Annotated in this window: 12 protein-coding genes and 1 tRNA gene; 8 read left to right on the top strand and 5 right to left on the bottom strand. The window is 36.0% G+C overall.

Annotated features, from left to right (window positions below):
- The first annotated feature begins 483 nt into the window (after positions 1-483).
- From DK857_RS05735 to DK857_RS05745, 3 genes are read left to right on the top strand one after another with little or no spacing between them, the layout of a single operon-like run.
- Positions 484-1,035 carry an NAD(P)H nitroreductase gene (locus tag DK857_RS05735; protein WP_023581966.1) on the top strand — a complete coding sequence of 184 codons (552 nt, stop codon included), beginning with the start codon at positions 484-486 and terminating at the stop codon, positions 1,033-1,035.
- Between the two features lie 15 nt (positions 1,036-1,050).
- Positions 1,051-2,094 (top strand): selenide, water dikinase SelD, encoded by a 1,044-nt coding sequence (gene selD, locus DK857_RS05740; RefSeq protein WP_109401760.1) that lies wholly within the window; start codon positions 1,051-1,053, stop codon positions 2,092-2,094.
- A gap of 4 nt (positions 2,095-2,098) precedes the next feature.
- Positions 2,099-4,060, top strand: coding sequence for a DNA topoisomerase III (locus tag DK857_RS05745; protein ID WP_109401761.1), 1,962 nt, complete (start codon positions 2,099-2,101; stop codon positions 4,058-4,060).
- A gap of 68 nt (positions 4,061-4,128) precedes the next feature.
- On the opposite strand, the gene xthA is transcribed toward DK857_RS05745, so the two are convergent.
- Entirely contained in the window at positions 4,129-4,935 is an 807-nt protein-coding gene (gene xthA / locus DK857_RS05750) for an exodeoxyribonuclease III (protein ID WP_109393918.1), read from the bottom strand.
- Positions 4,936-5,382: 447 nt separating this feature from the next.
- Here xthA and DK857_RS05755 point away from each other — a divergent pair, with 447 nt between their 5' ends.
- Positions 5,383-6,246: a helix-turn-helix domain-containing protein gene (locus DK857_RS05755; protein WP_109393917.1), complete on the top strand. Its 864-nt coding sequence runs from the start codon at positions 5,383-5,385 to the stop codon at positions 6,244-6,246.
- 33 nt (positions 6,247-6,279) lie between these two features.
- Here the strand turns inward: DK857_RS05755 and DK857_RS05760 are convergent.
- The 3 genes from DK857_RS05760 to DK857_RS05770 all read right to left on the bottom strand — a co-directional run bounded on the left by DK857_RS05760 (position 6,280) and on the right by DK857_RS05770 (position 7,980).
- Positions 6,280-6,364 (bottom strand) — tRNA-Tyr (locus tag DK857_RS05760).
- A gap of 255 nt (positions 6,365-6,619) precedes the next feature.
- Entirely contained in the window at positions 6,620-7,468 is an 849-nt protein-coding gene (gene purU / locus DK857_RS05765; protein WP_109393916.1) for a formyltetrahydrofolate deformylase, read from the bottom strand.
- Positions 7,469-7,506: 38 nt separating this feature from the next.
- Positions 7,507-7,980, bottom strand: a complete 474-nt coding sequence (locus DK857_RS05770) for a YchJ family protein (RefSeq protein ID WP_109401762.1) — start codon at positions 7,978-7,980, stop codon at positions 7,507-7,509.
- Between the two features lie 149 nt (positions 7,981-8,129).
- Between DK857_RS05770 and rssB the strand changes: the two genes are divergently transcribed.
- From rssB to DK857_RS05785, 3 genes are all read left to right on the top strand, one after another.
- Positions 8,130-9,149, top strand: coding sequence for a two-component system response regulator RssB (gene rssB, locus DK857_RS05775; RefSeq protein WP_109393914.1), 1,020 nt, complete (start codon positions 8,130-8,132; stop codon positions 9,147-9,149).
- A gap of 181 nt (positions 9,150-9,330) precedes the next feature.
- Complete coding sequence (gene galU / locus DK857_RS05780) at positions 9,331-10,239, top strand: UTP--glucose-1-phosphate uridylyltransferase GalU (protein ID WP_098942564.1); 909 nt, start codon at positions 9,331-9,333, stop codon at positions 10,237-10,239.
- A 254-nt stretch (positions 10,240-10,493) separates the two neighbouring features.
- Complete coding sequence (locus DK857_RS05785; protein ID WP_109393913.1) at positions 10,494-11,501, top strand: NAD-dependent epimerase; 1,008 nt, start codon at positions 10,494-10,496, stop codon at positions 11,499-11,501.
- Between the two features lie 231 nt (positions 11,502-11,732).
- On the opposite strand, the gene hns is transcribed toward DK857_RS05785, so the two are convergent.
- Complete coding sequence (hns, locus tag DK857_RS05790; RefSeq protein ID WP_109401763.1) at positions 11,733-12,137, bottom strand: histone-like nucleoid-structuring protein H-NS; 405 nt, start codon at positions 12,135-12,137, stop codon at positions 11,733-11,735.
- A 509-nt stretch (positions 12,138-12,646) separates the two neighbouring features.
- Here hns and DK857_RS05795 point away from each other — a divergent pair.
- Complete coding sequence (locus DK857_RS05795) at positions 12,647-13,243, top strand: thymidine kinase (RefSeq protein ID WP_023581977.1); 597 nt, start codon at positions 12,647-12,649, stop codon at positions 13,241-13,243.
- Positions 13,244-13,580: the final 337 nt, after the last annotated feature.

Raw genomic sequence — 13,580 nt, forward strand, 5'->3', positions numbered from 1 at the left:
GTAAGCAGGCTACATCCACATAATCTCATACTATTAAAACAAAAAATGTTGTTAGCAATAGAGAGAATAGCAATAACAATGAAGGAATATTCTAATATAGCTCTTATTGAATGTCTGTCATTGATTTTTAGGAAACCACTAATGATAAATTTTGCTTAAGATGTTATTAAGTAAACACTTATCTTACGTAAAAATAGCTAAATAATTTCACACAAAAAGGCATCAAAGTAATATAGGAATTCATCGAATTAAAAAGAAAGTAGGATCAAAATAAGCTTAAATTAACTTAGTAAGCCAAGATTAATCATTTTATGAACAGTAAATTACGATTAAATAACCACACAGCTGATTTTTAGAAAAATTCCCGCCTAAATCTATGGATGGTGGTAATATAACAGTTTGTTATACTGCGAATTGATAAGAACTGTCCATCCCCATAAGAATGGGATCTTGCTAAAATAAAATGCTGACAGGAGAATAAAAATGGATGCATTAACACTGCTTTTGAACCGCCGTTCAGCTTCTCGACTGACTACTCCAGCCCCTGATAGTGAAGCCCTCAATACTATTTTACAAGCCGGTATGCGCGCACCTGATCATGGTGCACTTAAGCCTTGGCATTTTGTTGTGATGCAAAATGAAGGCATAGAGCGTTTTAGCCAATTACTGCATAAAGCCGCGGTTGTGGGTAATTTAGGGCCAGAAGTTGAAGAAAAAGCAAAAAATGCACCTTTTCGTGCCCCATTAATCATCACTGTTATTGCGAAAGTGAAAGATCATCCAAAGGTTCCTGAATGGGAGCAAGTTGTCGCTGCTGGTTGTAGTGTTCAAGCAATGCAAATGGCGGCGGTTGCTCAAGGATTTGGGGGAATTTGGCGTTCAGGTTCTTGGACTCATGATGCAGTGGTAAGAGAAGGACTTGGCTGTGGTGAACACGACCAGATTATTGGTTTTCTTTATTTAGGCACGCCAGCCCTGAAAGCGCCAATGACGGTTTCTCCTGCTGACTTAACTGATTTTGTGACTTATTTTTAAAAAGGATGGCATGTTATGTCTGAAGCAATTCGTTTAACACAGTACAGTCATGGTGCAGGTTGTGGTTGTAAGATCTCACCAAAAGTTTTAGAAACCATTTTACATAGCGAACAAGCTAAATTTCATGATCCTCATTTACTCGTAGGTAATGAAACCAAAGATGATGCTGCTGTTTATGATTTAGGAAATGGTACAGGTATTATCAGCACTACTGATTTCTTTATGCCAATCGTTGATAACCCTTATGATTTTGGGCGTATCGCTGCAACAAATGCAATCAGTGATATCTTCGCGATGGGTGGTAAACCTATTATGGCGATTGCTATTTTAGGTTGGCCTATTGATAAACTAGCACCTGAAATCGCGCGCGAAGTGATTGAGGGCGGCCGAGTCGCTTGCCAAGAAGCAGGAATTTCACTAGCTGGTGGTCACTCAATTGATGCACCAGAACCTATTTTTGGCCTTGCAGTAACAGGTGTTGTGCCTGTCAGCAAAGTGAAGAAAAATAGTGAAGCTAAAGCTGGGTGCCAGCTCTTTTTAACGAAACCTTTGGGTATTGGTGTATTAACAACCGCTGAGAAGAAAGGTCTGTTAAAACCAGAGCACCAAGGTTTAGCGACAGAAATTATGTGCCGCATGAATAAAGCCGGTTCTGATTTTTCTGATATCGAAGGCGTCACTGCAATGACTGACGTTACAGGATTTGGTTTATTAGGGCATTTAAGTGAAATTTGTGACGGCTCTGGTGTACAAGCCACTATTCATTTCTCACAAGTACCAAGATTACCAGAAGTAGAGTCTTATATTGAACAAGGCTGTGTTCCGGGTGGTACTGGGCGTAACTTTGAAAGTTATGGTCATTTAATTGGTGAGATCACTGAAATGCAACGTAAATTACTCTGTGATCCGCAAACATCAGGTGGTTTATTATTAGCAGTATTGCCTGAAGCGGTTGAACAAGTGAAAGAGGTTGCCTCACGTTTTGATATCGAATTAACTTCTATTGGTGAGCTAACAGCGCCAGTAGCTGGAAAAGCGTTGATTGAAGTGATTAACTAACGTAATGAGATTATTTATTGCAGAAAAACCCAGCCTTGCTCGTGCTATTGCTGATGTATTGCCAAAACCTCATAAAAGGGGCGATGGTTTTATTCTTTGTGGTGATAACCAGTATGTGACGTGGTGTGTTGGTCACTTACTTGAACAAGCTGAGCCGGATGCATACGACCCGCGGTACGCCCGCTGGTCGTTAGATGATTTGCCTATTATTCCTGAAAAATGGCAACTCAAGCCCCGAGCTGATGTTAAAAAGCAGCTAGAAACTATCAAAACACTACTTAAGCAGGCAAAAGAAGTGATCCACGCGGGAGACCCCGATCGTGAAGGTCAGCTTCTAGTCGATGAAGTGCTTAACTATTTAAATATCAGCGAAGACCAAAGAAAACAGGCGCGTCGTTGCTTAATTAATGACTTAAACCCAGCGGCAGTGACGCGTGCTATTGATAAGCTACGTTATAACCATGAGTTTGTACCATTGTGTGTATCGGCTTTGGCACGAGCAAGAGCAGACTGGCTTTATGGTATTAACATGACTCGAGCCTATACGCTTTTAGGTCAACGCAATGGTTATCAAGGTGTATTGTCCGTGGGGCGAGTACAAACACCCGTATTAGGCTTAGTGGTTCGTCGTGATGAAGAAATTGAAAATTTTGTGCCTAAAGATTTCTTTGAAGTTAAAGCTCATGTTGTAACACCTGCCGATGAACGCTTTACCGCGATTTGGCAGCCAAGCGAGCACTGTGAACCTTGGCAAGATGAAGAAGGGCGATTATTAAATCGTAAGCTTGCAGAGCATGTTGTTGAGCGAATTAAAGATAAACCTGCCAATGTAACGGATTATCAAGATAAGCAAGAATCTGAAATAGCACCGCTTCCTTTTTCGCTTTCCGCATTACAAATTGAAGCCGCAAAACGCTTTGGTTTAAGCGCACAGCAAGTCTTAGATACATGCCAAAGACTATATGAAACGCATAAATTAATCACTTATCCGCGTTCTGACAGTCGTTATTTGCCTGATGAGCATTTTGCTGGTCGCCATGCTGTTATTAATGCGATTAGCACACATGATGCAAGCCTATTACCGCAAGATACCTTAGATATTGATAAAAAGAATCGTTGCTGGGATGACAAAAAAGTTGATGCCCACCATGCAATTATTCCAACGGCAAAAACAGGTAATATCTCATTAAGTGAAAATGAGAAAAATATTTATTATCTCGTGGCTCGCCAATATCTAATGCAATTTATGCCTGATGCTGTTTATCGTAAATGCGTTATTGAACTTGATATTGAGAATGGCAAATTTATCGCTAAAGCGCGTTTTTTAGCGCAAACAGGATGGCGAATATTATTAGGTGCGAAAGAGCAAGATGCCGAAAATGATGGTTCTGCATTGCCAGTAGTGGCGAAAGGTGATGAGTTGCTGTGTGAAAAGGGAGAGATTGTTGAAAAGCAAACGCAGCCACCAAGACCTTTTACTGATGCGACATTGCTTTCTGCTATGACAGGAATTGCGCGCTTTGTTCAAGATAAAGAACTTAAGAAAATCCTAAGAGCGACGGATGGATTAGGTACTGAAGCGACAAGGGCGGGAATTATTGAGCTGTTATTTAAGCGAGGCTTTTTGCAAAAGAAAGGACGAGCCATTAACTCAACTCCAGCAGGTAGAGCATTAATTCATGTATTGCCAGATATGGCAACTTTACCGGATATGACTGCACATTGGGAATCGATACTCACGCAAATTAGTGAGAAGCAATTTAAATATCAAGATTTTATGATGCCATTAAATAACACCTTGATAGAGTTGATTACTCAAGCGAAACGTCGCCCGAATATTCAAGCTTTCAGAAATCTTCCCGCACCGGCGCATAATAAAAAGCGTAAGGCTGCAACTAAAGGAAGTAACAAAGCAGGCGCTACAAAAAATAAAGCGCAGAATAAAGCAGCAACAACGGATTATTAAGCACAAATAAAAAGCACTTCCTGCGTTATCTCAGGTAAGTGCTTTTATTGAATTAAAATTTAATTTAATTATATTTTAAATTCAGCCCAAACTGGCGCGTGATCAGAGGGTTTTTCCATTCCTCGGATCTCGTAATCAATTCCTGTTGAAATACAATTATCCGCTAAGTCGCGACTTGCTAGAAGTAAGTCAATACGTAAGCCTCGATTATCATCGAATCCTTTAGAACGATAATCAAACCACGAGAATTTATCATCAGTTTCAGGATGTTGTTGGCGGAATGTATCTGTTAATCCCCACCCCATTAATGTTGCCAGCCATTCCCGCTCTTCTGGTAGAAAAGAACATTTGCCTGTTTTTAACCAGCGCTTCATATTATTTTCGCCAATACCAATGTCTTTATCTGTTGGGCTGATATTTAAATCACCCATAATAAGCACTGGAGAGGTCGGTTTTAAGCTGGTGGTTAGGTAATTTTGCAGATCAGCATAGAATTTTTCTTTTGCCGGGAATTTAGTTTCATGATCACGGCTCTCACCTTGAGGAAAATAGCCGTTCATGACCGTTAATAAACCCGCTGGTGTTTCTATATCAGCCATGATCATTCGGCGCTGAGCATCGTCATCATCACCCGGAAAGCCTTTACGCACTGCAACGGGCTTCTCTTTTGTGAGTAAAGCAACGCCATAATGCCCTTTTTGACCATGATAGAAAACGTGATACCCCAAAGCACCCACTGTATCTAATGGAAACATATCATCATGAACTTTCGTTTCTTGAAGTCCAATAACATCCGGCTGATGTTTTTCTATGATAGCTTCAAGTTGGTGAGGACGAGCGCGTAAACCATTAATATTGAAAGAGACAAATTTCATGTGACTGTAACCATTTATATATTGAATAATAGGATGTCTTATACTAGCAGGATCATAAAATGAATGTAAGCAAATCACTGAAATGATGGCACGGCTTATCAAGAGAAAGATAAAATTAGATAAAAATAAAAGTCATTAAATAGACTGTGTTAATTTAATAAAAATAATTAATTGCATAACAAAAAATATTAATTAAACAAACTAGAAACATAAACTAATCTTTGATAGAAGAATATAAGTATTATTATTCTTTATATGTGAAGAATGATGACATAATAAAAATAATATTGTAGTTATAAATTGCATTCATTAAAAGGAGGTAAAGGAATATTTATATAAAACTGCTTTTATATAAATTTAAATTTTAAATTAATTAATCACTATTTTATTTACATTAAATGAATTGATGAAATTATTTTATTCTACACAGCAAAGGAATGGTGAATTATGTTTTTTTCTCGTAAGTTAGAAGCCTTTATGGCTGTAGTCGAAAATGGCTCGTTAAGTAAAGCCGCACGCGTGATGAATCGCACGACACCCCCCGTCGCTAAATCTATCAAAGACTTTGAGGCCGTATTAGGAAAGCGTTTATTTAAGCGAGAGAAGTTCGGTATGAGTTTAACTCAAGAAGGACTTGAGCTTTATAATGATTTGAAATCGCTTTATCTTCAGGAGAAAGAGATAACTAAAAAACATATCTCGGGGATCATAAACAATAGCATTCATGTTTATTATGATTGGGGGAAAAGTCAGTATTTAACTCAGTTTTATCAGGCAGCAAATAAAAATTATTCCCATATAAATATCATGCGATTTTCAAAAGAAAATTTTGAAGAAATACCCGACTATGATGGTAATACATTAATATTAAGCTCTGAGAAAATTATTAGTGAAAAATTTAGCCTTCTTCATAAAATAGAAAATAAACACTTAGGTATTTGTTGTCAAAAAATACTTGTGAATAGTGTGAATAATAATATTGATAGGCTTTTAAGTGAAAATATTTGGTTATGTGATCCGGCATTATACAAGACAACTAAGATAAAAAAATTAGAGAGCGAAATCGGGAATAGAGGGAAAACCGTGTGTGTCAGAATAATGGATGATCTTAATTGCTGTTTACGTTTTATTCAAACACATCATTCTCTTTTATTAACTGACGAAAACCCATTGAAAAATGAGTACGAAGCAGACTTATGTTTTATACCATTAACGAAACCTGAAATACGGTATAGCTGTTATATCTATAAATCTAAGTATCATTCAAGTGTATTGAATCGATTTTTGGATTTAATTGATAAAATGGAATAAAAAGAATTTTTATAGAGTAAAGCTAAGAGGAGATGGTGGTGGGAGAAGGATTCGAACCTTCGAAGTCTGTGACGGCAGATTTACAGTCTGCTCCCTTTGGCCGCTTGGGTATCCCACCAACATTAAATTGTTTTGCTGTCCGTGACAGCGGGCGCAATAATACCAAATACCTGAGATCTGTAAAGCGCTATTTTGCTAAAAATCTACTGACTGATGTAAAAATGTTCGTATTGTTCAAGCTTTATGCGCTATCGTATTGATTTTAAGCAATATGATCTATGTTAATAAGGGGGGAAAAATAAACCGCGATATGCTTTATATCGCGGTTTACATTTAGATAGCCGTAATGTGTACGTTATTAGTGACAGAAAACTTATAAAATGATGGTTCTGTTACCGTAAACGAAAACTCGTTGTGAAAATACCCAATATAAAGCATGGCTAAGAACATTCTTTTCAACATCTCGACCCGCTCTCATCATATCTTCAGCAGAAAACGTATGGTCAACATTAATCACGTTTTGAGTGATGATTGGACCTTCATCTAAATTATCATTTACGTAGTGTGCTGTTGCACCAATGATTTTAACACCGCGCTCATAAGCCTGATGGTAAGGACGGGCACCAATAAAGGCCGGTAAGAAAGAGTGGTGAATATTGATAATTTGATTTGGGAAATTTTGTACAAATGCAGGTGTTAATACACGCATATATTTTGCGAGTACAACATAATCAGGTTTGTATTGATTAATTTGTGCAATTAATTTTTCATCATGCTGATCACGAGTTAAGCCTTCATGGCTAACAAGATGGAAGGGAATACCAAATTGTTCTACTAAATGTTTTAACGTGTCGTGGTTACCAATGACGGCGGCAATTTCAACATCCAAATCACCAAATGCACTTTTCATTAATAAGTCACCCAAGCAGTGTGCTTCTTTTGTCACCATAATGACAATGCGACGACGGCCTGCGGTATTTAATTCGCGTTTTGAGCCTTGTGGTAAAGCATCATCTAAATCCGCAAGAAAGGTTTCATCATTAAAGATACCTTCCAGCTCGGTGCGCATAAAAAAGCGACCTGTACGATGATCAACAAATTCACTATTTTGAACAATATTTAATTGATGTTTGTAGCAAATATTCGTGATTTTAGCGATAAGTCCTTTTGCATCAGGGCAAATAGTACGCAGTATTTTTTTTTGAGTATTTTGGTGTTGCATGTATGGATAAATCCTTTCTTTTACTTCTGTGTTTGCAGTTATTTGATGTTATTTTCACAACATTTTTTGTATTTACGTCCTGAGCCACAAAGGCAGGGATCGTTTCGTCCCACTTTCGGTTTCACACCGTCAATATAAAACCAACAGTCATCTATTTTTAGAAAACGAGAGCGTTCATGTAAGTACCGTTTATCATCGGCATTTCTTTCAATAAAGCAAGCCGAGAATTCAACATATGCCTCATTTTTATTTGTGCTCGCTTGCGATGAGATAATATTGAGTCCAAGCCATTGTGTATTTGGAAAGCCTGAAACTAATTCATCATGCAGGGAGGCAACACGGCAAGAAGGATGCCACGTCTTTATTAAGTAATCAGCATTATGTTTAACGAACGCGCTATAACGCGAACGCATCAATGCTTCTGCTGTAGGAGCGTTTTTTTGACCTAAATGGTAAGGCTCACAGCAATCAGAGTAGAGTAATTGGCTATTGCAGGGGCATAAACTCGACAAAATAATGTCCTAACTCACGTTATCAGTATGACGATTTCCCATAGATTGAAAAAAGTAACGATTGGGAATAATTAACGTCAATGTTGAACTAAACTGATAATGTAGCGCTAATTAATCAGCATGTGAAACGATAGTTACCGGAGTCACCAATGAACAAAGCCTTAGTAGGTAAAAAAATCTTAATAATTGATGATGAGGTCGTTTTTCGCACAATGTTGACAGAATATTTCTCACATGAGAAGGCTTGTGTCTATACAACAGATAATGGTAGCCAAGCATTATCTTTATTAGAGGAAGGATTGCTCCCTGATCTTATTTTATGTGATATCCGTATGCCGGTAATGAATGGACCCACTTTTTTGTGTCATCTTGAACAACGAAAACTGGCTATTCCTGTTATTGCTATTTCATGTACAGATAATATGGCTGAAATAGATGATATGTTGCGTTTAGGGGCACAAGAGATTTTCCTTAAGCCAATAACACATCTTGATAAATTAAAACAAAAAGTTATTGAAGTATTATGCCCTGGCTTTTTTGAATCAGTATTAATAGAAGGTATACATTTAGAGCCACTTTGGAATAGCTTACGAAAAGATACCCATTATATTCAGTCGTTCATAAAACAGATGCAACCTCAGGTTAAGCAAGTTGTTGCGGGATATTGTGTTAATTATCGTCAATTAAATGATATCGCTAAAATGGGGTTATTATTTGATATTGCGGCTTTATCAGAAGATCAAATTATTTTCTATTGTGTCGATATTTCTAGAGATGATGAAAATGGGCTTTTAGTCGCTTTACTCTTACGAGTTGTTTTTAATGATGTATTAAAATCATCAGAAAAAGTACGATCTTTACCAAGTATGTATAATATGTTGAATAAGCTAAATAAAATGCTTAATGAGATTGGGGTAAAAGGACAATTTCCTATTATACTCGGTTATTATCATACTCAGAAAAAAAATATACTATTAGCATCAGCAGGTTTAAAAGCTGAAATAAAAACAGAAAGTAAAAAATTTGAATTAAATAGTGGTGTCCCCTTAGGTACATTGCAACTTTTATATATTAATCAAGTAAAATGTGAGGGAACAAATTGGCAATGCAAAATTTGGGATAACACAAATCAGATAAGATTAATGTTTTCTCCTATCTATAAAAGTTAAATTTAGATTAAATAAAAAACAGAATATCGTGCATATATTAAACATAAATGAAGAACTATCTCAATTAACGGATAGGCCTCTGTTTATCCTTAGATATTAGCTGGTATACTCTGGCGATTATTTTTTAATTGTACCCATTCATATTTGAAAGTAGAACGGTACGAATTGCAGGAGAAGTATAATGTCATCAGCAGTGCGTAAAGTTAGAAAAGCGGTGATCCCTGTTGCAGGATTAGGAACGAGAATGCTACCTGCAACCAAGGCAATTCCAAAAGAGATGTTGCCAGTGGTTGATAAGCCTCTTATTCAATATGTAGTGAATGAATGTATTGCAGCTGGTATTAATGAAATTGTGCTTGTCACACATTCATCTAAAAATTCAATTGAAAACCATTTTGATACGAGTTTTGAATTAGAAGCGATTTTAGAAAAACGCGTTAAACGTCAGTTATTAGAAGAAGTACAAGGTATTTGTCCAAGCCATGTCACGATTATGCAAACTCGTCAGGGAATAGCAAAAGGATTAGGCCATGCTATTTTATGTGCTAAGCCACTAATTGGTGATGAACCTTTCGCTGTTATCCTGCCTGATGTTATTTTAGATAGATACAGTGCGGATTTAACAAAAGTTAACTTAAAAGAGATGCTTTCTCACTTTGAACGTTCAGGCGCAAGTCAAATCCTTGTTGAACCTGTTCCTGAAGATGAAGTCTCTAATTATGGTATTGTTGATTGCATGGGCGAAAATTTATGCCCAGGTGATAGCAAACCAATTACTCGTGTTGTTGAAAAGCCTAAGAAAGAAGAAGCACCTTCGAATTTATCTATCGTAGGGCGTTATGTGTTATCTGAAAGTATTTGGCCTCTATTAGCGAAAACCGCACCGGGTGCCGGAGATGAAATTCAGTTAACTGATGCGATCGCAATGCTGATTGAAAAAGAAGCTGTTGAAGCTTATCACCTACAAGGGAAAAGCCACGATTGTGGTAATAAACTAGGATATATGAAAGCTTTCGTAGAGTACGGAATACAGCACGAAGAGTTTGGCGAAGATTTTGCACAATGGCTAAAATCATTAAAGATACAGTGAGATAAAGCCTATTAATAATCATTTATATGGTTAATTTCATTGTATAATTTCCGTAAATGCATGTTGCGTATTTTATGGGAAAAGCTAGATAAAGCGGTTGTAAGAGATTAAGGTATGGCTCAATACATTTAGTATTGAGCCATGTTGATTTTGTAATGCATGACGATGTTAAGCGTTATGATGTTTAATCAAGGTGATATTAAGCATGATAACGTTGACATAAAAATAAATTATTGGGTTATTTGAGTGATAATATGAAAATATTGGTAACAGGTGCTGCGGGTTTTATTGGCTATCATATGAGTCAGCGTTTAATCGAAATGGGTTATCATGTTGTTGGAATAGATAACTTGAATGACTATTATGATGTGCGCTTAAAAGAAGCTCGATTAGCTAAATTACAACAGCTAGAAAATTTCCATTTTGAGAAACTTGATATCGTTGACTCAGCAAAAGTGGCTCAATTATTTGCATCACACCAATTTGACCGAGTTATTCATTTAGCAGCTCAACCAGGAGTTCGCTACTCGATTGAAAATCCAATGGCATATATTGATGCGAATATCGTTGGTCATATTAATATATTAGAAGGATGTCGCCATAATAAAGTTGGACATCTTATCTACTCATCTTCAAGCTCTGTTTATGGTTTAAATCAGAAACAGCCTTTCTCAACAGAAGATAGTGTTGATCATCCTGTTTCATTATATGCTGCAACAAAGAAAGCCAATGAGTTAATGTCTCATAGCTATTCACATCTATATCAATTACCAACAACTGGATTACGTTTCTTCACAGTATATGGCCCTTGGGGCCGCCCTGATATGGCATTATTTAAGTTCACTAAAGCAATGTTAGCGGGTGAACCTATTGATGTTTATAACGGTGGAAATATGACGCGTGATTTCACTTATGTTGATGATATTGTGGGATCAGTGGTTCGATTAGTTAATGTTGTACCAGAAGCAGATGAAAACTGGACAGTAGAGAAAGGTGAAACATCTTCAAGTTCTGCACCTTATAAAATCTATAATGTGGGTAATGGGCAACCAACTAAATTGATGGCATTTATTGAAGCAATAGAAAAATCACTCAATATTAAAGCTAAATTGAATTTAATGCCGATGCAAGACGGTGATGTTCTTTCTACTTGTGCTGATTGCCAAGATTTGTCTGAGACAATCGGTTTTTCACCGAATACAGCAGTAGAATATGGCGTAAAACAGTTTGTTGATTGGTATTTAAGTTATTATAAAAATTAATAACATTAGTTTAATTAAATCAAAGAAAAAAGGAGCTATAAAAGCTCCTTTTTCATTATAAATAAAAATAAATAACGAAGTTATTACATTTTTTATTTTTGCTTACCTACATCTAATACAAACAACATCAGCACATATTAAAATTAAACGCTTGTTTAATTAAATGAAGTAAACAAGAAAATACCCTTTTAAATAATTAAAAGGGTATTTCAAATAGAGTATTGACTTAAATTACAGCAGGAAATCGTCTAATGATTTGCCTTCTTCATCAATAGCACGTTTGATTACAGTTGGTGTACGACCTTGGCCTGTCCAAGTTTTAGTATCACCATTATCATCAACGTAAGAGTATTTAGCTGGGCGAGCGGCGCGTTTAGCACGGCCAGTTTTATTAACAGCACTTGCTTCAAGTAAGTCTGTTGGATCAATACCGGCTTCTTCTAACATTTCGCGGTATTTTTGTAATTTCTGAACACGTTCTTCTTCAGCTGCTTTTTCTAATGAGAATTCTTCACGACGCTCATTAACGACAACTTCGAGTTTCTCCAGCATTTCTTCTAAAGTTTCTAAAGAAGTTTCTCTTGCTTGTGCGCGGAGAGTACGGATGTTATTTAATATTTTTAAAGATTCGCTCATTTTCCTGGTCTCAAATAAATGTTGTTGGCTGATGTAATACTAATAATAGATTGCTATTTAAATTTCTGCAATACCTAAATACAAACCTTACGTAAAATTTCTTTTTTTTAAACTAATATCTCAACGAAAAAAATAATAAAAGTAGAGGTATCTTTAGTCAATAAAGGAAATATTAGTAAGGAAATGCATCTTTTAACTGATGATAGCGCTAATGCTAAAGAATAGAAAGCTTTGTTCATTTTTTTATAATAACGGACTTTTTTCTAAAAATGGAATCGGACTAACTTTCATACTTTAATAAAGGTATATCAAGGTGTGTTTTAATATGTTAAGTACTTATTAAAGCTATTTATTTTTTAAGCAAAAATTAGCATTAACAACGAACTTCATCTTTCGATGGTATATCTAGAATAGAAATAAAGGTAATAAATACTTGTTATGGATAACTTGTAGATTGTTTATGTTAGACTGTCGCTCGTGAAAATAAACACTATTTAAGGAGAGAGCTGATGGCTCAGCTTTACTTTTATTATTCAGCCATGAATGCTGGAAAATCAACATCTTTATTGCAATCCTCTTATAACTATAATGAACGAGGAATGCGCACATTGATTTTCACTGCTGCTATTGATACACGCTTTGCAAAGGGAAAGATTAGCTCAAGAATAGGATTAAGTGCGGATGCATTACTCTTTAGTGATGATATGAATATTCGTGACGTTATTGTTGCTGAGCATAACAAACAGCCTATTCATTGTGTATTGATTGATGAGTGCCAATTTTTAAGTAAGGCACATGTCGAACAACTTTGTGAAATAACGGATACCTATGATATTCCCGTTCTTACATATGGGCTAAGAACGGATTTTAGAGGTGAGTTATTTACAGGTAGTGCTTATTTATTAGCATGGGCTGATAAGCTTGTAGAACTTAAAACAGTATGTTACTGCGGTAGAAAGGCGAATAAAGTATTACGCTTAGATGATAAAGGAAATGTACTAAGTGATGGTGCTCAAGTTGAAATTGGTGGAAATGAAAAATATGTTTCAGTTTGCCGTAAGCATTATACGCAGGCAACACTAAAAGGGTGTATTGAACAAGAGTAGCCTTTTCATTTTCCCTCTTTTACTAATTTGCTGGGGCGAAAGAGGGGATGAAATAATAATTTAAATAAAGAGTTATATTACGTAATACTAAAAAATGTTTATATTTTTTTAAATTTTAGCCAATTTATTGGCTTTTTTTATATCAAATTGCGGTGAGTTTGATTTTCTTCTGTAAAGATATGTTGTTTTTTTTATGGGGAAATTTATTTATTTCATCGATTTCATTATCATTAATCAAAAAAGACATAATCAAATATACGTAAGGTGTTTGTTTTGTGATGTCGATATTGTTTTTTACAAATGATAAGAGAGAGAGACATTTGATGCATTTATATTA

The organism is Proteus terrae (genome assembly GCF_003144325.1).
GTDB lineage: Bacteria > Pseudomonadota > Gammaproteobacteria > Enterobacterales > Enterobacteriaceae > Proteus > Proteus terrae.

Excerpts from the sequence above, each read along its gene's own strand:
- rssB (WP_109393914.1), top strand. The coding sequence starts at position 8,130 with ATGAACAAAGCCTTAGTAGGTAAAAAAATCTTAATAATTGATGATGAG.
- xthA (WP_109393918.1), bottom strand. The coding sequence starts at position 4,935 with ATGAAATTTGTCTCTTTCAATATTAATGGTTTACGCGCTCGTCCTCAC.
- galU (WP_098942564.1), top strand. The coding sequence starts at position 9,331 with ATGTCATCAGCAGTGCGTAAAGTTAGAAAAGCGGTGATCCCTGTTGCA.
- DK857_RS05785 (WP_109393913.1), top strand. The coding sequence starts at position 10,494 with ATGAAAATATTGGTAACAGGTGCTGCGGGTTTTATTGGCTATCATATG.
- selD (WP_109401760.1), top strand. The coding sequence starts at position 1,051 with ATGTCTGAAGCAATTCGTTTAACACAGTACAGTCATGGTGCAGGTTGT.
- hns (WP_109401763.1), bottom strand. The coding sequence starts at position 12,137 with ATGAGCGAATCTTTAAAAATATTAAATAACATCCGTACTCTCCGCGCA.
- purU (WP_109393916.1), bottom strand. The coding sequence starts at position 7,468 with ATGCAACACCAAAATACTCAAAAAAAAATACTGCGTACTATTTGCCCT.
- DK857_RS05735 (WP_023581966.1), top strand. The coding sequence starts at position 484 with ATGGATGCATTAACACTGCTTTTGAACCGCCGTTCAGCTTCTCGACTG.
- DK857_RS05755 (WP_109393917.1), top strand. The coding sequence starts at position 5,383 with ATGTTTTTTTCTCGTAAGTTAGAAGCCTTTATGGCTGTAGTCGAAAAT.
- DK857_RS05795 (WP_023581977.1), top strand. The coding sequence starts at position 12,647 with ATGGCTCAGCTTTACTTTTATTATTCAGCCATGAATGCTGGAAAATCA.
- DK857_RS05745 (WP_109401761.1), top strand. The coding sequence starts at position 2,099 with ATGAGATTATTTATTGCAGAAAAACCCAGCCTTGCTCGTGCTATTGCT.